The 16,840-nt window shown below is 59.6% G+C and carries 17 protein-coding genes; 6 read left to right on the top strand and 11 right to left on the bottom strand.

Translation table 11 applies throughout. The features are described from left to right. Positions 1–70: 70 nt before the first annotated feature. The gene (gene htpG, locus HP555_RS02815) at positions 71–1,966 is read right to left on the bottom strand and encodes a molecular chaperone HtpG (protein ID WP_199263700.1); all 1,896 of its coding nucleotides are present in this window, start codon (positions 1,964–1,966) and stop codon (positions 71–73) included. Between the two features lie 197 nt (positions 1,967–2,163). Between htpG and hemG the strand changes: the two genes are divergently transcribed. Further along, positions 2,164–3,558: a protoporphyrinogen oxidase gene (gene hemG / locus HP555_RS02810; protein ID WP_199263699.1), complete on the top strand. Its 1,395-nt coding sequence runs from the start codon at positions 2,164–2,166 to the stop codon at positions 3,556–3,558. Positions 3,559–3,596: 38 nt separating this feature from the next. Here hemG and dnaA read toward each other — a convergent pair whose 3' ends face one another. Continuing rightward, a complete protein-coding gene (dnaA, locus tag HP555_RS02805; protein ID WP_199263698.1) occupies positions 3,597–4,913 on the bottom strand; it encodes a chromosomal replication initiator protein DnaA in 1,317 nt (438 codons plus the stop codon). A 411-nt stretch (positions 4,914–5,324) separates the two neighbouring features. Between dnaA and HP555_RS02800 the strand changes: the two genes are divergently transcribed. The 5 genes from HP555_RS02800 to cbiB all read left to right on the top strand — a co-directional run bounded on the left by HP555_RS02800 (position 5,325) and on the right by cbiB (position 9,876). Further along, positions 5,325–5,528, top strand: a complete 204-nt coding sequence (locus tag HP555_RS02800; RefSeq protein ID WP_199263697.1) for a hypothetical protein — start codon at positions 5,325–5,327, stop codon at positions 5,526–5,528. Between the two features lie 89 nt (positions 5,529–5,617). Further along, positions 5,618–6,133, top strand: a complete 516-nt coding sequence (locus tag HP555_RS02795; protein ID WP_199263696.1) for a cob(I)yrinic acid a,c-diamide adenosyltransferase — start codon at positions 5,618–5,620, stop codon at positions 6,131–6,133. A 72-nt stretch (positions 6,134–6,205) separates the two neighbouring features. After that, complete coding sequence (locus HP555_RS02790; RefSeq protein WP_199263695.1) at positions 6,206–7,732, top strand: cobyric acid synthase; 1,527 nt, start codon at positions 6,206–6,208, stop codon at positions 7,730–7,732. A gap of 94 nt (positions 7,733–7,826) precedes the next feature. Then, positions 7,827–8,903: a pyridoxal phosphate-dependent aminotransferase gene (locus HP555_RS02785; protein WP_199263694.1), complete on the top strand. Its 1,077-nt coding sequence runs from the start codon at positions 7,827–7,829 to the stop codon at positions 8,901–8,903. Further along, positions 8,842–9,876, top strand: coding sequence for an adenosylcobinamide-phosphate synthase CbiB (gene cbiB, locus HP555_RS02780; RefSeq protein ID WP_332908651.1), 1,035 nt, complete (start codon positions 8,842–8,844; stop codon positions 9,874–9,876). Before HP555_RS02785 ends, cbiB begins: the two co-directional genes overlap by 62 nt. Before the next feature lie 25 nt (positions 9,877–9,901). On the opposite strand, the gene HP555_RS02775 is transcribed toward cbiB, so the two are convergent. From HP555_RS02775 to atpD, 9 genes are read right to left on the bottom strand one after another with little or no spacing between them, the layout of a single operon-like run. After that, positions 9,902–10,807, bottom strand: coding sequence for a F0F1 ATP synthase subunit gamma (locus HP555_RS02775; RefSeq protein ID WP_199263693.1), 906 nt, complete (start codon positions 10,805–10,807; stop codon positions 9,902–9,904). Beyond that, positions 10,804–12,333 carry an alternate F1F0 ATPase, F1 subunit alpha gene (locus HP555_RS02770; RefSeq protein ID WP_199263692.1) on the bottom strand — a complete coding sequence of 510 codons (1,530 nt, stop codon included), beginning with the start codon at positions 12,331–12,333 and terminating at the stop codon, positions 10,804–10,806. The genes HP555_RS02775 and HP555_RS02770 overlap by 4 nt, the downstream gene beginning before the upstream one ends. 19 nt (positions 12,334–12,352) lie before the next feature. After that, on the bottom strand, positions 12,353–13,135 hold the full coding sequence (locus HP555_RS02765; RefSeq protein ID WP_199263691.1) for a F0F1 ATP synthase subunit delta: 783 nt from the start codon (positions 13,133–13,135) through the stop codon (positions 12,353–12,355). A 2-nt stretch (positions 13,136–13,137) separates the two neighbouring features. Beyond that, complete coding sequence (locus HP555_RS02760) at positions 13,138–13,416, bottom strand: F0F1 ATP synthase subunit C (protein WP_199263690.1); 279 nt, start codon at positions 13,414–13,416, stop codon at positions 13,138–13,140. Beyond that, positions 13,403–14,128: a F0F1 ATP synthase subunit A gene (locus HP555_RS02755; RefSeq protein ID WP_199263689.1), complete on the bottom strand. Its 726-nt coding sequence runs from the start codon at positions 14,126–14,128 to the stop codon at positions 13,403–13,405. Before HP555_RS02755 ends, HP555_RS02760 begins: the two co-directional genes overlap by 14 nt. After that, a complete protein-coding gene (locus tag HP555_RS02750) occupies positions 14,125–14,430 on the bottom strand; it encodes an ATP synthase subunit I (RefSeq protein ID WP_199263688.1) in 306 nt (101 codons plus the stop codon). Before HP555_RS02750 ends, HP555_RS02755 begins: the two co-directional genes overlap by 4 nt. Continuing rightward, a complete protein-coding gene (locus HP555_RS02745) occupies positions 14,427–14,771 on the bottom strand; it encodes an AtpZ/AtpI family protein (RefSeq protein ID WP_199263687.1) in 345 nt (114 codons plus the stop codon). Before HP555_RS02745 ends, HP555_RS02750 begins: the two co-directional genes overlap by 4 nt. Continuing rightward, on the bottom strand, positions 14,764–15,183 hold the full coding sequence (locus tag HP555_RS02740) for a F0F1 ATP synthase subunit epsilon (RefSeq protein ID WP_199263686.1): 420 nt from the start codon (positions 15,181–15,183) through the stop codon (positions 14,764–14,766). The genes HP555_RS02745 and HP555_RS02740 overlap by 8 nt, the downstream gene beginning before the upstream one ends. Further along, entirely contained in the window at positions 15,180–16,565 is a 1,386-nt protein-coding gene (gene atpD / locus HP555_RS02735; RefSeq protein ID WP_199263685.1) for a F0F1 ATP synthase subunit beta, read from the bottom strand. The genes HP555_RS02740 and atpD overlap by 4 nt, the downstream gene beginning before the upstream one ends. Positions 16,566–16,840: the final 275 nt, after the last annotated feature.

Raw genomic sequence — 16,840 nt, 5'->3', positions numbered from 1 at the left:
AAACCGGTGCCCTGGATGTTCGTGTTCCTGATACTGCGGTGCACACACGATGCGTCCAGGGCAGAGAGGGTTAGTTCGTTGGTGAAGAGGCGTCGGCGGCACGTTCCAGGATACGGTAGTTGCGGCGCACCATCACCATGGGGTCAACCAGCAGACCAGCCTGGATCATAGCGTTGTCATACAGCTGTTCGACCAGATCCCGGGCAAAGTCAGCATCGCTTTCACGCAGTGCAGCCAGTCGTTTGATCAGATTGCTGCTGGTGTTGACCTCCATATCTTTTTTCGATCCGATACCAAAGGCCTCGGTCTGTCCGGACGCTTTGAGAATCCGCTCCATGGAGGAGGTCATAAAGCCATCGACATTCACGATCATGGCCGGGCTGTCCACCAGACGATCCGAGGCCTTCACCTCCTGAATGCGCTCGCCGAGCACTTCTTTCATCCAGCGGCAGAGCGAGGTTGCCACTGCATCAGACAGCGGCTCAACCTGCTGCTCATCGGTTGCCGTGTCGGCGGAAGGTTCTGTGCTCTCGGGCAGGGTGAGGTCGGCCCGATCTGCGGAAACCAGTTTTTTACCGTTGTATTCGCCCAGATGATTGAGGACAAAGTCGTCAATCGGGTCCAGGGTGTAGAAGATCTCAATGCCGCGTTTTTTAAACATCTCAACATAGGGCCCATACTCAACAGCAGCCCGGCTGGGACCGTTGATAAAGTAGATCTTGTCCTGGCCCTCCTTCATCCGGTCAACATACTCATCAAGCGAGATCATGACCCCGGGTTCACTGGCTGAAGATTCAAAACGGAGCAGTTTTGCCAGATCAGCGCGATGTTCAAAATCGCTGGTCATCCCCTCTTTAATGAAGATACCGAAGATCTTCCAGAAGTCACGGTACTTGTCGGCGTCCCGTTCAGCCTCTTCGGCAAAGAACTTGATCACCCGTTTGGTCAGGACTTTGCGCAGTTTGATGACGAGAGCGTTGTCCTGCAGCGATTGCCGCGAGATGTTCAGCGGCAGGTCTTCAGAGTCCACCGCACCTTTCAGAAAACGGAGCCATTCCGGAAGGATATTTTCACTGTGCTGGTCGATCAGCACCTTCTGGCAGTAGAGGTTGACACCCGGCTGCATCCGGCCCATGCCCAGCACCTCAAAGTTCTCTTTGGGCACATAGAGAAGGGCGTTGATCGAAAGCGGTGCATCGGCTGAGAAGTGAAAACGGTACAACGGTTCATCAACCGCATTGCCGATGAACTTGTAAAATTCGTTGTACTCCTCCTCAGTGATTTCAGATTTGGATCGAGACCAGATCGCCTGCACGGTGTTGACTTTTTTCCCCTCGACAATGACCGGAAAGGGGACAAAGGTGGAGTACTGCTGAATGATCCGTTCAATCGTGAACTTGGAGGCATAGGTGTGGGCATCGTCTTTCAGTTCGATGATGATACGGGTGCCGCGATGCAGGCCGGGGCAGGGGCCGATGGTGTAGGAACCGCCGCCGTCGGAGCTCCACTCCCATCCTTCGGAGCCGTCCCAGGAGCGGGTCTGAACGCGTACGTTCTTGGCAGCCATGAACACCGAATAAAAGCCGACACCGAACTGACCGATCAGGTTGACGTCTTTTTTTGCAGCCTCAGCAAGCTGTTCAAAGAAGTGCTGGGAGCCGGAGTGGGCAATGGTCCCCAGGTTGGTTTCAAGCTCCTCCCGGGTCATGCCGATACCGGTGTCGCTGATGGTGAGGGTGTGGTTTTTATCGTCACCGTTGATGGTGATCTCAAGGGGGACGTGACTGTCGAATTCGATCTTTTCTATCAAGCTCTGATGACGGAATTTTTCCAGGGCATCGGCGGCGTTGGAGACCAGCTCGCGGACAAAGATGTCACGCTCGGTATACAGCGAGTTGATGACGATATCGAGAACCTTTCTGGTCTCTGCCTGAAACTGCTTGGTTTCAACCTGTGTTGCTGTCATGGGTGATGTTCCTCAAAGTACATGAAAAAATAAGTGTGTTTACGGCCGGCCGGCACACGTTTTTGTGATAATACCAGGCAGATAAAGGGGCTTTCTTTTATCCGGGCAACATGGTAAGCACGAATGATTCTCTGTCAAGACAGGGCCTGTGCCCATGCCCATGCCCATGCCAATGCGTCTGTTAACTTCTGTGGTGTATGAAATCAATTCCGTATGACCTCTGTATTGTCGGCGCCGGTGTCTCCGGTCTGAGTGCGGCGACCTTTGCCCGGGCGTTGTGCCCGGATCTGAATGTACTTGTTATGGAACAGGCAGATGGGCCGGGTGGTGCCATCGCCTCCTATAGTGACAGTGGGTATCTTGCCGAATGGGGGCCGCACGGTTTTCTTGATAACTGTGCGGAGAGCCGGGAACTGATCCGTTTGGGCGGACTGGAAAAAGAGGTTGTTACCGCGTCTCTGGCAAAGTTTGTCCGCTACCTGTGCCTGAACGGCCGGCTGCAGTGCATCCCGCAAAAACCATGGACGATCGTCCGCCAGCCGCTGATCCCCTGGAGCGCCAAGCTGCGGGTGCTGGCAGATGTGTGGAAGAGGCCGCTTAAGGGGGAACCTTCAGTGGCAGACTGGGTGGCTCACCGGTTCGGGGCAGCACTGGTACCTTTTGCTGATGCCGTTTTTACCGGGACCTATGCCGGTGATATTGAACGGTTGCGGATCGATGCGGTCATGCCCGGTGTCCGGGAGATGGAGCAGCGGCATGGCTCGGTTATCCGGGGCATGCTGGCAAAGATGCGGGCAGCGGGAAAGGAAAAGCGAACAAAAAGGGGCCTGCCGTCCATGATCAGCTTCAACAACGGTATGGCTGCCCTACCCCGACGTCTGGCTGCAAATCTGGCAGACATAATCGAGTACGGCACAACTGTCCAGGGGCTGACCAGGCAACCTGACGGCTGGTTGGTTCACAGCAACCGGGGCGAGGTGCGCTGTCGTAAACTCCTGCTCGCACTCCCGATCAATACATCGTTGCAGATACTGGGCGCGGCGTTGCCTGTTATGCCGCCTCCTGTCTCCGCCATTCCGGAAGCAAGGATTTTCTCCGTACTGCTCGGCTTTGATTCCAGGGCGCAGATCCCTCATGGTTTTGGGTACCTGGCTCCGGAACAGGAGCAGCGTTTCACTCTGGGTGCGCTGTTTTCCTCACACATGTTTCCCGGTCGGGCCCCTGCTGGTTGTCAACTGGTGGAAGCTCTGGTGGGCGGTCGTCGCCACCCGGAACGGCTGCGTTTAAGTGATGCCGACCTTGTTGATGCGGTGTATCACGACCTCAGGCAACTCATGGAGTTGTCACTCCCGGTGTACAGCGCGGTGCTGCGGCCGTCGTCGGGTATCCCGCAATTGGAGCATGGCTACATGGGCCTTTTGCATTGGCGGCAGACCGTGCACACAACGCATGCGGATATGCGCTGCTGCGGGTTCGGGTGGCGGGGTGTCGGGATCAACGACATGGTCAGGGAGGCCCGCCAGGCCGTAGCGGCACTTGTGGAACAGAGCGGGGAAGAGCAGTCTGTTGAGGTGAAAAAGATCTACTTCTGATGCGGCCACGTGCTGCCGGTCATGCCGGCAACAGCGGTTTATCGTTTCAGTTGGGCGGTCAGTATCTCGATCTGTTGCCGAACCGCTGACTGCTGACTCATCTCTCTGGTGATGATTTTAACGGCATGCAGAACCGTTGAATGGTCACGATTGTACAGACTGCCGATATCAGCAAGAGACTGGTTGGTGAATTTGCGTGTCAGATACATGGCCATCTGCCGGGGGAAGGTGACGGTTCGTTTTCGGGAACGCGAACACAGCTCATCGATACTGACCCGGAACTGGCGGCCGATGAGATCACGGATACTTTCAGCTGTTACCTCCGCCGCACCGTCGGTTAATCCAAAGACCACGTCGCGGATCATCGCCAGGTCAGGTGTTGTCTCATGCAGGCAGCACTGGGCCTTGATACCGATGATGGCGTTTTCAATGCGACGCACGTCTCCTCTGAGGTATTCTGCCATAAATCCAACCTGATCGTCCGTGATGGACAGGCCGTGTTGGCCCATCTTATGACGAATAATCCGTGCCCGTGTTTCAAAATCCGGTGACATGATGCCGGTCACCAGACCTGAGGCTATACGACTGCGGAAATCCTCGTCAAAGTCTGTCAGTTTATTAGGCGGGACAGCAGAGGTCAGGATCACCCGACGGCCTGATTTGATGAGATAATCGAGAATGGTGTTGAGTTCTTCCTGCGTCTTTGCCTTGCCGGTCAACGTGTGGATGTCTTCCACCAGCAGCATGTCGCAGTTGTTGACATATTTTTTGGAAAACAGCTCCATGGACTTGGCCCGGATGTTTTTGACCATGTCTGCAGTAAATTGCTGAGCCGTCAGATAGTGCAGGCGGGTGGAGGGGGCGGTCTGCAGCACCTGGTGGACCACAGCCTGGGTGAGGTGGCTTTTGCCCAAACCGGTGCTGCTGTTCATGAAAAGACAGTTGCCAAAGGTTTTCTCACCACCAGCCAGCGCTTTACAGGCAGATCCGGCCAGCATATTTGATTCGCCCATCATGAACTGGGCAAAGGTGAAGGCTGGATGGAGAGAGCGCAGCTTTGGGGTGGCGGCAGTCCCCGGCAACAGCAGCTGGCCTCTTTTATTGTTCTCAAAATGCTGGGTTTGCGGGTCGGCAACGAGGAGACGGACATCACTGAACTGACCGACCTCCCGGGCGACACGGCGGATTTGCTCCAGATACCGATCTTCGACCCAGGCGCAGAAAAAACGATCCGGTCCGGTGAGGGTAAGGATATCTCCTTCCAGAGGTTGACATTGAATCGGGCTGATCCATAAGTTCAACTCACTCTCCGATAAAAGACCGTGCAGGGATTTTTTGATCGTATTCCACATCATAGAAAGCTCTTCCTTTTGAGATAAGATACCTTGCCAGACATTTCCAATTTCTTGAATGGTCTCTGATCTACTGAAAAACCGATTGCCGGTCAAAAGCGATTTGTCCCGATTTTATCTTCAAAATGAGTCGGTTCTGTTGATATGAAAAGATCTGGCCGGGATCAGACTTTCCAAGACCTGCGATGCATAACCTGCACTGACAGCGTTAAAATTAGAAAATATTTACTTATATACAGTTAAATCAAGTGGTTGTGCTGTTAACCAGCAGTTTGTTAACAATTTGTCAACAAATCAGGATCCCGGCAGAGCTCCATTTTCCTCGTTTTAGCTCAATAATACTCTATTTTTAGTTTAGCAGACACCGGCTGTCTTTAACTCCTTTTCATTCCATGCTTTCAGAAGGGAGGGAAGATGAAGAAAAAAAATGGTGGTTTTCGTTTTGTCGTTTTTTTAATAAAAACAGGATATAAGGAAACACAGCCGGTGAATGTGCCGGAAAAATGGAGTGTATTGCCCGGTTGTTTAATTGCAAAACGCAGGCAGCAGGGAAAGAGGCGTGACCGTCTGGGGGGTCTGTTTGCTTTGGAACTGTCTGGCACCTCTTCTTTATCGTGACAGGTGTGTACCGGGGCATGAAAAGCTGTTGACTGAAGAGTTACGATTTTTTATGAGACCACCTGGAAAGACAATGGGAGTAAAGAGAAATGCAGGGTTATGTGCAGATTTATACAGGTGACGGCAAAGGTAAAACCACCGCTGCCCTCGGTCTGGCGTTACGGGCCGCGGGGGCCGGACTGCGTGTGTATATCGGACAGTTTATCAAGAACGCTGCGTACAGCGAACTGAACATCCTGACCCGTCTTGCTGATCTCATCACTGTTGAACAGTTTGGCAGGGGATGCATGCTGGTCACGACGCCGGAGGAGGCCGATATCGAGGCTGCCCGTGCCGGTCTTGCAACGCTGAAGGCAGTGCTGCGCTCAAAAAAGTACGACCTGGTTGTTGCCGATGAGATCAATGTGGCCTGTGCCCTGGGGCTTCTTGGTGAGCAGGATCTGCTTGATCTCATTGCCGAGCGGCCGGAGTCGGTGGAGCTGGTTCTCACCGGCCGCGGTGCACCGGAGGCGGTGATGGCGCAGGCTGATCTTGTGACAGACATGCGTGCGGTCAAACACTACTATGACCAGGGTGTGCAGGTTCGCAAAGGTATTGAAGTGTAACCAGGAGCAGCGGGCGTCTTTATGAGGCTTCATGCACTGCCTCCACTTTGACGGGCACCCGGGAGAGGAACTATGAAAAAGCAAGCAGCCTGTCTGGCAGTGCTGGGAACCGGATCAGATGTGGGGAAATCGATTGTCACCACTGCCCTGTGCCGGATTCTGGTCAATCGGGGTCTTCGCGTAGCACCGTTCAAGGCGCAGAATATGTCAAACAACTCCGGAGTCACCGCCGAAGGTGCAGAGATGGGGCGGGCTCAGATTGTGCAGGCTGAGGCCGCACGGGTTGCCCCGCACTGTGATATGAACCCGGTTCTGCTCAAGCCGGTGAGCGATGTCGGTGCCCAGGTGGTGCTCAACGGTGCAGCCTGGATCGATGCCTCTGCCAGATCCTACACCGGTAAAAAAGAGTTTCTCTTTGCCGAGAGCCGGGCCGCCCTTGACCGGTTGCGGCAGCGGTATGATCTTATTCTGCTCGAAGGAGCCGGTTCCTGCGCCGAAGTCAATCTGATGGCGCATGATATTGTCAACCTGCGGATGGCTGCCTATGCCCGGGCGCCGGTCGTTCTGGTGGCTGATATCGACCGGGGCGGCGTGTTTGCCCAGATCGTTGGTACGCTTGCCTGTCTGTCGCCGGAGGAACAGGATCGGATCAGCGGCTTTGTCATCAACCGTTTCCGCGGCGACCTCACGTTGTTTCAACCGGGTATCGACTGGATTGAACAGCGGACCGGCAAACCGGTTTTTGGTGTCCTGCCCTGGTTTAAGCATTTTCATATCGAGGCAGAGGATGCAGTGGTCATCGAAGGCCCCAAGCTTGCCCGGCACAACTCTTTGGACGCTGATCGACCGACCATTGGCGTTATTCGACTTCCCCATATCTCCAACTTCACGGACTTTGATCCCCTGGCGCAACTGCCCGACTGCCGGCTGGTCTATCTTGAACAGCCGCAGTCGCTTGCTCAGTTGCAGGCGGTTATTCTGCCGGGTTCAAAGGCCACCAGTACAGATTTGCAATGGCTTGACCAGACGGGCTGGCAGGAGCATCTTCGGCGGTATGTCGATGACGGTGGGCATCTGCTGGGTATTTGCGGCGGTTATCAGATGCTCGGCACCTGGGTACACGACCCGGACGGCATCGAAGGCCCGCCCGGCAGCACCAGGGGATTGGGGCTGCTGCCGGTGGAGACTGTGCTGAAGGCCCCGAAAACCACCACACGCACTACTTTTACCTGGGGGGGTATTGCCGGGTGCGGTTATGAGATTCACATGGGGCAGAGCAGGTGTCCCGACGGGCAGAGCCTGCTGTGTGTACAGGACCGCAACGGCACGTCCTGCAACGATGCTGATGGGTGCATCAGTGCTGATCAGCGGGTGATGGGCACCTATATGCACGGCTTTTTCGATACGCCGGCAATCACCCGCCGCTGGCTGAGTGGTATCGGCCTCAGTCATGTGGCTGTTGATCAGCTGCACGGCCCGGCTGCCCGTGATCGGGCCTATGACCAGTTGGCCGAGCATGCTGCAGCCTATCTTGACATCGAGGCGATCATCGCTTTGCTGCCGCGGGATCTGCAGGAACGGCTGAGTCACCGATCGTGACAACGCTGTCTCTGCTGCCGACCGGTTGTACTGCACCACGGTGTACACACCTGTTGACCTCTGATCTGTTTTTTCGTACCTGCATGGAGCCATTATGATACAAGGACATGGCGGCAATGTTGTCGAGCTGGCCGAAGAGCTGGGCTGCCGGCCGGAAGATATCACCGATATGAGCAGCAACATCAATCCTCTTGGTGCGTTACCCGGGCTGATCGAGTACCTCCAGGGGCGAATGGACCGGATCACGTCACTGCCCGAGGTCGATGCGCAGGGCGCTGTTCGTGCTGTTGCGGCCCTGCTTGGTGTGAGCGAGCAGCGGGTTCTGGCCGGTAACGGCACCACCCAGTTCATCTACACGGCCTGTGCTGTTCTGAAAAGCAGGCGGGTGCTGATCGTTGGCCCGACCTATGCCGATTACGCCGACGGTGCCCGCCTCCACGGGATCATGCCTGAATTTTTTCTCACCTCGCCAAACCTTGATTTTGCCGTGGATGTGGTGCGGCTCAGTGCGCGACTGACCGGGATTGACACTGTTTTCCTCTGCAATCCCAACAATCCGACGGGGCGGCTGATTCCCCATGCACAGTTAATGGAGTTGTGTACACAGCACCGCGAGGTCCGTTTTATCATTGATGAATCGTATCTGTCCTTTGCCCGGGAAGATCAGGGTATGTGCCAATGTGCACTGGACAACGTCATTGTTCTCTGGTCAGCCTCCAAAATCTTCGGCATGCCGGGGTTGCGCGTTGGATTTTTAGTGGCTGATCCGTCTGTTATCGAACCCTTTCGTCGCTACATGCAGCCCTGGTGCGTCAACAGTCTGGCCCAGGAGGCAGTACGGTATATCGGCGCCCATCCGGATACGGTTGGTGCCTTCATCGATCAGACCCGCGCTCACCTGGACGCTGAAAGTGCACTGTTTCGGCAGCGGCTCGCCGCTGCACCCCTTATTGTCTATCCGAGCACCACCTCGTACCTGCTCATCGGTCTGCCGGAGGGACAAACCGCAGGCGCTGTTTGCCGGGCCCTGGCTGAACAGCGTTTTCTCATCCGTAACTGCGCCAACTTTTACGGGCTTGATGAGGGATACATCCGCATCGCTTTGAAAGATGCGGCTGCAAACAGTGCGGTGGCCCGGCATCTGGTCGCTCTTGTTCATTCACAACGATAAGTCTGTTATGGATCTTGCCGGTTATCTGGTCTGGTTGACCATTCCCGCCGCCTTCTGTCTGGACGCCTTGATCGGCGATCCCCGCTGGTTGCCGCATCCGATCCGCTGGATGGGATGGGCCATCACCAAAACCGAGCCGCTGTGGCGGCGGTGGCTTGCCGGCGAACAGCTTGCCGGTTGGGCCTTTGCCGTGAGCCTGATCCTTGGGTGCTGGGGCGTGGCTGCTGCGGTTGTGTCCCTGGCCTGGCAGGTGCATGCGGTGGTCGGCTTTATGGTGGAGAGTGTGCTGCTCTTTTTTTGTCTGTCAGCCCGCTCTCTGCGGCAGGCAGCCATGGAAATTCATGCCTCGCTGGCCATCGGTGAGGTTGGCCGGGCCCGTTCCCAGGTGGCCATGATTGTGGGCCGGGATGTTGATCAGTATCAGGCCGATGATATAGCCCGGGCAACGGTGGAGACCGTGGCGGAGAACGCGGTCGACGGTGTGCTGTCACCGCTCTTTTTCGCGGCCATCGGTGGTGCACCCCTGGCCCTGGCCTACAAGATGGTCAATACCCTTGATTCAATGGTCGGCTATAAGAATGAGCGTTACCTGCTGTTTGGTCGGGCTGCGGCCCGCATAGATGATGTGGCGAATTTCCTGCCGGCCCGGCTTTCACCACTGTTGATTGCCCTGGCCGCCGGCCTGACCCCAGGTCTTACCGGTCTGCGTGCATTGAACGTTGCCCGGCAGGAGGGGACGCATCATGCCAGCCCCAACGCCGGTTATCCGGAGGCAGCCTTTGCCGGTGCCCTGGGCGTGCGCCTTAACGGACCGAACTACTATCACGGGGTTCTGGTGGACAAACCGTATATCGGTGTAGGACTTGCTGCTGTAACACCGCAACACATTGCTGCCGCCTGCCGGCTTATGACCCGCACGGCCCTGATCGGTGTACTTGTTGCCTGGCTGGCGGTGAGCCGGTCTTTTTTGTGATCGTGTCTTTTGGGTTTGCTGCTCTTTACAAACCGGGCGGTCTCTCCTCATCTTCAGTCAGGGTTTCAAAGCCGGCCACGATGTCCAGCAGCTCCGCCTGGATCGACTCCTGCCGTCCCTGGTGATAGTCGAGCTGAAGCTGCCTGAGGTGGCCCTCGATGTTGCGCTCGGCAGCCTGCATTGACGCCAGGCGGCTGGCGTTTTCGCTGGCCAGCGACTCGGCAAACGCGCGGTACAGGGCAACGAACAGGTGTTGCCGGATCAGCGATGAGAACAGCTCGCGCCACTGTATGCTGAAGGTCGGCAGCGAGCGTGAATTCCAGTCCCTGTTGGCCAGATGGTCCAGCCAGGCACGGTCGACGGGCAGCAGTTGCAGCACCTGCAATCGTGAGTCAGTGAAGGCACCCGGCCTGTGATGGATGACCAGTAACCGGTCGATGTTGTCACTGAAACGCAACGCCTCGACCGCAAGCAACAGGTTGTGGACCGCTGGGCTGACGCCGGCAATCGAGCTCGGCATCGACAGCCGTTGTACCAGGGTGCAGCCCGCGTCTTCCAGCCTGCCCGCTGCTCGTGCGCCAACAACCAGCACTGCGGTGTCTCCGCGCTCGTTGCCGAGGGTGTCGAGCTGCTTCAGCGCGAAAGCCGTGACCTGCTCGTTGAAAGCGCCGCACATGCCCTGGTCGGAGCCGAACACGACCACCATCGTACGCATGCCGACCGCGACCTCGGGCGCGATGGATTCGGGGCGGTGGCGCAGGGCGATCTGCAGGCCGGCCTCGATGGTGCGATTGTACTCGGCCAGCGATTCCACAGCAGCCTCGTACTGGCGCACGCTGGAGGCGGCCATGGCCTTCATCACCCGGACCACGCCGTACAGGTCTTCGGCGGTGCTGATCCGGCGGCGCATTGATTCCAGGTTCCGGCTCATGGTGCAGCTTTCTTGGCAACAGTCAGCACCGTACCGATCACGCGCAGCAGCTCGGCGCGATCTTCGTCGACGAGCGGTTCGCCGGACTCCATGCGTTGACAGATTTTCGGTAACTGTCTGGTGACAGCGGTGCGGATCGCCTGTTCGACCCTTGCAACCTGTTCCACCGGCACGGCGTTCAACAGTCCCTCACCGGCGGTCATCAGCACTGCAACCTGTTCGGCGACCGGCATCGGCCGGTACTGTTGCTGGCGGAGCACCTCGCGTACCCGACGGCCGCGTTCGAGCGTGGCAACCGAGGCCTCATCCAGCCGTGTGCCAAAGCGGGCAAAGACCTCCAGCTCCTCGAACTGGGTGTACGACAGCCGCAGTTCCCCGGCCACGGCGCGGTAGCAGGGTAGCTGCGCCTTGCCCCCCACCCGCGACACCGAACGGCCCACATCCACGGCCGGCAGGATGCCCTTGCGGAACTGCGTCGGCGACAGGACGATCTGACCGTCGGTGATGGAGATCAGGTTGGTGGGGATATAGGCGGAGATGTTCTGCGATTGGGTCTCGGCGATCGGCAGCGCGGTCAACGAGCCGCCGCCGCGCTCAGCACGCAGTTGGGTGGCGCGTTCGAGCAGTCGCGAATGCACGTAAAAGATGTCGCCCGGGTAGGCCTCGCGGCCGGGGGGTCGGCGCATCAGCAGCGACAGCTCGCGATAGGCGCGGGCGTGGCGGGTGAGGTCATCGTAGACGATCAGCACGTCGCGGCCCTGTTCCATGAAGTATTCGGCAATGGTTGTTGCCGCGTACGGGGCGATGTACTGGACGCCCGGCGGCTCGTCGCCCGAGGCGGTCACGATGATGCTGTAGCCCAGCGCATCGTGGCGGCGCAGGTGGGTGAGGAGCTCGGCCACCTCTGAAGTGCGCTGGCCGATGCTGCAGTACACGCACACCACGTTCCGGCCGCGCTGGTTGAGGATGGTGTCCAGGGCAATGGCGGTCTTGCCGGTCTGGCGGTCACCGAGGATCAGCTCGCGCTGGCCGCGGCCGATGGGCAGCAGCGAATCGATAACCTTCAGCCCGGTCTGCAACGGCCGGGTGACCGGTGCCCGGTGCAGGATCGGTGGCGCCGGTCGCTCGACCGGCCGCCGCTCGCGCGTACGCACCGGCCCGAGCTCGTCCAGTGGATTACCCAGCGCACCGACCACGCGGCCGAGCAGTGCACCGCCGACCGGCACATCAAGGATGCGACCTGTGCGGTGGGCGAAGCTGCCCGCCACCAGCGCGTTACCCGCACCCAGCAGCACCACGCCGACCTCGTCGGGATCGAGGTTGTAGGCCATCCCGAGCAGACCGCCATGCAGGCCCACCAGCTCCTCGGCCTGAACCCCGGCCAGGCCGCGCACCCGCGCCACTCCCGGGCCGACCGAAATTACTCTGCCGACCTCATGGGTCACCAGCTCCGCGCGCGTGCCCGCCAGCACCTGTGCGACGATGTCCAGTGTCAGCCTGACGGACGCGTGCAGCGACTCCTTCATTGCGCCGGCTGTCGTTGGCTTAGCGGTCGGCGGCATGATCCCGGGCGCTCTCGTCCAGGGCCTCGAAGACCCGTGCTTCCAGTCCTTCCAGCCAGGAGCCCAGGCTCCAGGCCAGGCGGTGTGAGCGGGCGCGCAGTTCGATGCCGCAGATCAGTTTCGGGTCGGTGCCGAAGTGCACCTGGATATCCTTGCCCAGATGCTCGCGCAGGGTTGCTGTCAGCGTGTCCCGGCCCTGCTGGTTGAGCGTGAAGGAGGTGTTGACTTCGACTTCGCCGCTGGAGTCGCGGATCGTTGCGATGATCGCCTCGCGCTGCTCCGGATCGAGGTCCTGGATCCGCTGCGCAAACACTTTCAGCATCTGCGCTTCCAGATCCGCGTCAGCCAGCTCCTTCAGGCCCTGACCGGCCAGGGTGAACACTCCCTGGCCAACGCGTTCGCGAAAGTCCTGCAGCAGGTCCTCACGCTCACGTTCCAACTTCCCGAGCCACTGCTGTTGGACCTTGGCGGCCTGCCGGCGTGCGTCCTCCAGCAGCACCTGGCGCCGCGCTTCGGCCTCATCAGCAGCGCGTGCGAGCATCTGTTCACGTTGCTGCTCAAACTCCCAGTTGCCGGCGCGGTACTTCTCGGCTTCCTTTGCAGCAACCTCGCGCTCACGTGCGGCCTCCTCCAGACGGTCGGCGATGCCTGCTTCCCGCTGGTCCATGGCACCGATGATCCGGTCGTAAAACAGGCGTTTAAGCAGCCATACCAGGACCAGAAAGTTGATAGCCTGGGCTACCAGCGTGAACCAGTCGACCGCCATGCTCAGCCTCCCGCAAGGCTCAGAAAGTGGTTCCAGAACGGGTTGGCGAAGATCAGGATCATTGACACGACAAAACAGTAGATCGCCGACGACTCGGTCATTGCCAGGCCGATGAACAGCGTGCGCGAAATCACCGGTGCGGCATCGGGTTGCTGGGCCAGCGCGCCCATCGCACGTGAGACCGCCCAGCCCTCGCCGATAGCGGTGATCGGGGCACCGATGCCGACAGTGGCTCCCGCCATGATGATTGAGATCATGCCGATCAGCTCAAGGCTCTCCACGGGTACTTCCTCCTTTGTTGTCGTTGTGTGGCCCGCCGAGTTGCTCCTCGTGGGCACGTGTGGCCGAGACGATGTAGACCAGCGCCAGGACCGAAAAGATGTAGGCCTGGATCACGCCGATCAGCAGGCCGAGAACACTCATGATGACCGGAAAGAACAGCGGCGCGATCGCCAGCGCCACCGCTGCGATCATGGTACCGCTCATCATGTTGCCGAACAGGCGGATCGACAGCGAGATCGTCCGCGTCAGTTCTGAGAGGATGTTGAACGGCAGCATGAGCCAGGTTGGCTGCAGGTACGTCTTCAGGTAGCCACGCAGGCCCTGGGACATAGTGCCGAAGACAGGCACCGCCACGAACACGCACAGCGCCAGCGCCGTGGTGGTCGAGAGCGAGCCGGTGGGTGCCTGGAACCCTGGTACTACGACCAGGACATTGGACGTCACGATGAACAGGAACAGCGTGCCGATAAAGGGCAGGTAGCGGTCTGCGTCGACGTCGACCACGCCGCGGATCTGCCCGCGGATGCCATCGAGCACGATCTCCAGCAGCAGCTGTCCGCGCGACACCGAAGTCCCGCCCGTCAGTCTGCACGTAATCAGCCACGAGCCACCGGCCAAAAGCGCCATCACCACCCAGGTGAACACTAAAGTGGCGCTGATTGCAAATGGACCGAACTGCCAGTAGACGATGGCATCAGGCGTGATGGTCATGGTTCCACTCCTTTGCACGGCGCCTGCGGGAAGCAGTCGGGCCGCAGTCGCGACAGCATCACCTGGCGCACGATAATGAAGCCGGCCAGGCATACCAGCAGGCGCTGCCAGCTGCCGTCCATCACCAGGTACATGCCCGTCACCACCAGCGCCGTGCGTAGCACGAAGCTCAGTGCAAACAGCAGCGTCGGGTTGCGTGTGCGTGCCAGCCGCTGTACAGTCAACCACAGGCCGCCGAAATAGAGCAGGCCCAGGCCGAGCCCGGCCACCAGTGCCAACAGCAGGAGAAGCGCGGTGTTCATTGGTCGGCCTCCTGTTCTGCTTCGTCCTTCTCGATCATCCTTGACTCCTGATTGACCCAATACCACGCATTGAGGCAACCCAGTGCGACCCCGCCCAGCAGCAGTGCCAGGGTCCACGAGAGATCGCCCGGCCAGCGGCGGTCGATCCACAGTCCCAAAAATGTCCCGGCCACGGTCGGCACGGTCACAGACCAGCCAACGATGCCGGCCGCCCCCAGGCCGTGCCAGAGGGTGCGGTCGCGGCGGCTGCGCATCCGAACCTTGCGCGCTTCCCTGGCACCGATCTCCTCGTCCAGTCCGCGCAACGGCTCATTCGGCGGTATGGGATCGCGTTCAGGCATGTCTGCGCCCGTCCCAGTCCAGGACCTGCTGCACCAGACTGGTCTCCAGCCGGTCCAGGGCGTGACGAGCCTGCTGCTCCTGTTCGCCCTGTTCGCGGAACTGCGCCAGCACCGCCTGCTGCAGCTCGCCCAATTTGCCCTGCAGGGCGTTCCAGGTGGACACCCGGACGTCTGTGCCGTGCTTGACCAGCAGGCCTTCGTCCACCGCGAAAAAGGTCTCTTCACCGTCTGCAGAGGTCAGGGTGAGAATGCCTGGGACCAGCACTGCCACAAAGTCGACATGACGCGGCAGCAGGCAGAACGATCCGTCACTCGCCTCAGCCACCAGTTTTGCGGCCTGCTGCTCTGCCAGCACGCCCGAGGGCACGATGACCTTGATCCGCATGGTCATTGAACTACCCTCCGTGCTCATGGCTTCTTCGCCTCATCGACTGTGCCGATCATGTACAGCGCCTGCTCGGGATAGCCGGAGAACTCGTCGTTGAGGATACGCTCGCAGCCGTCCAGCGTGTCCTCCAGCTCCACCATGGCGCCGCCCATGCCGGTGAACTGCCCGGTGGTGAAGAATGGCTGGGTCAGGAACCGCTCCAGCCGCCGCGCTCTGTGCACACGTCGCTGGTCGTCGCGTGACAGTTCCTCCAGCCCGAGCATGGCGATCACGTCCTTGAGTTCGTCGTAGGCGGCCTGGGTCTCGCGGACCTTGCGCGCCACCTCGTAGTGGCGCTCGCCCACCATCGACGGGGTCAGCATCTTCGACTCCGAGCGTAGCGGGTCCACGGCCGGATAGAAGCCCTGGCTTGCGCGCTCGCGTGAGAGTACGATCAGCGCCGACAGGTGACCGAAGGTGTGTGTGATGGCCGGGTCGGTGAAATCATCCGCCGGCACGTACACAGCCTGCACCGAAGTGATCGCTGCGCCCCTGGTGGTGCAGATGCGCTCTTGCAGCTCGGCCAGCTCGGTGCCCAGGGTGGGCTGATAGCCCATGCGTGAGGGCAGCCGACCCAGCAGACCGGAGACCTCGGAGCCGGCCTGGATGAAACGGAACACGTTGTCGATCAGCAGCAGTACGTCCCGGCGGGCGTCGTCACGAAAGTACTCGGCCACGGTCAGCGCCGCGTGGCCGATCCGGAAGCGTGCGCCCGGCGGCTCGTTCATCTGTCCGAACATCAGCACGGTGTTATCGCGCACGCCGGCCGCCTCCACGTCGCGCACCATCTCTTCGGCCTCGCGCGAGCGTTCGCCGATGCCGCAGAACACCGTGACTCCGCCATGGCGTCCGGCAACGTTGTTGATCAGCTCGGTGATCAGCACTGTCTTGCCCACCCCGGCACCGCCGAACAGACCCGCCTTGCCGCCGCGCGCGAGCGGGGTCAGGAGATCGATGGCCTTGATTCCGGTGACGAAGATTTCCGAGGTGGCGCCCTGGTCGACGAGCGATACCGGCTGCCCGTAGAGCGGACGCCACTCACCGCCATGCAGGTCCTCACCGGCGTCGATCGCATTGCCGAACACGTTGACCACACGGCCCAGCATCCGTTCGCCCACCGGCACCCGCAGCGGGTGGCCCGAATCGTAGATCGGCGTGCCCCGAGCCAGCCCGGCGGTCGGGTTAAGGGCGATACCGCGGATGGTTTCCGTATCAACATGACCAACCACTTCGACCACGACCTCGCGGTCTGTCCCCACGTGCAGTTCGCTATGGAACTCCGGAAGGCCGCCAGGGAAATGGGCATCCACCACGCTGCCACGTACCGACAGCACGGTGCCCTGGGAATGGTCGTGATCGGTATTCATTGCGTGCTCACCTCCTGGTGACAGCAGCCGCAGCTGCGGTTCTTCTACAAGCCCCCCGGCATCGTGCGTGTCCGGAACACGGCACACGACCCTGTCGGCAACGCCTTCGCAGGATGGAGACGACAGCAGAGTCTCGACCTCTTCGCGCCACCTGTCTGCAAGCCAGTGATTCGGAACCACTTTTCAATGATTTTGCCGGTCACCGACCTGGACGGCGATACCCCGGCTTGCAACCCTGCGAAGAGAGCCATCGTGGGTGCATCGGATGGACGAAG

This window comes from Desulfobulbus oligotrophicus (genome assembly GCF_016446285.1).
Lineage (GTDB): Bacteria > Desulfobacterota > Desulfobulbia > Desulfobulbales > Desulfobulbaceae > Desulfobulbus > Desulfobulbus oligotrophicus.
The sequence above is the reverse complement of the archived record's forward strand: the minus strand, read 5'-3'. Positions and strand labels throughout refer to the sequence as shown.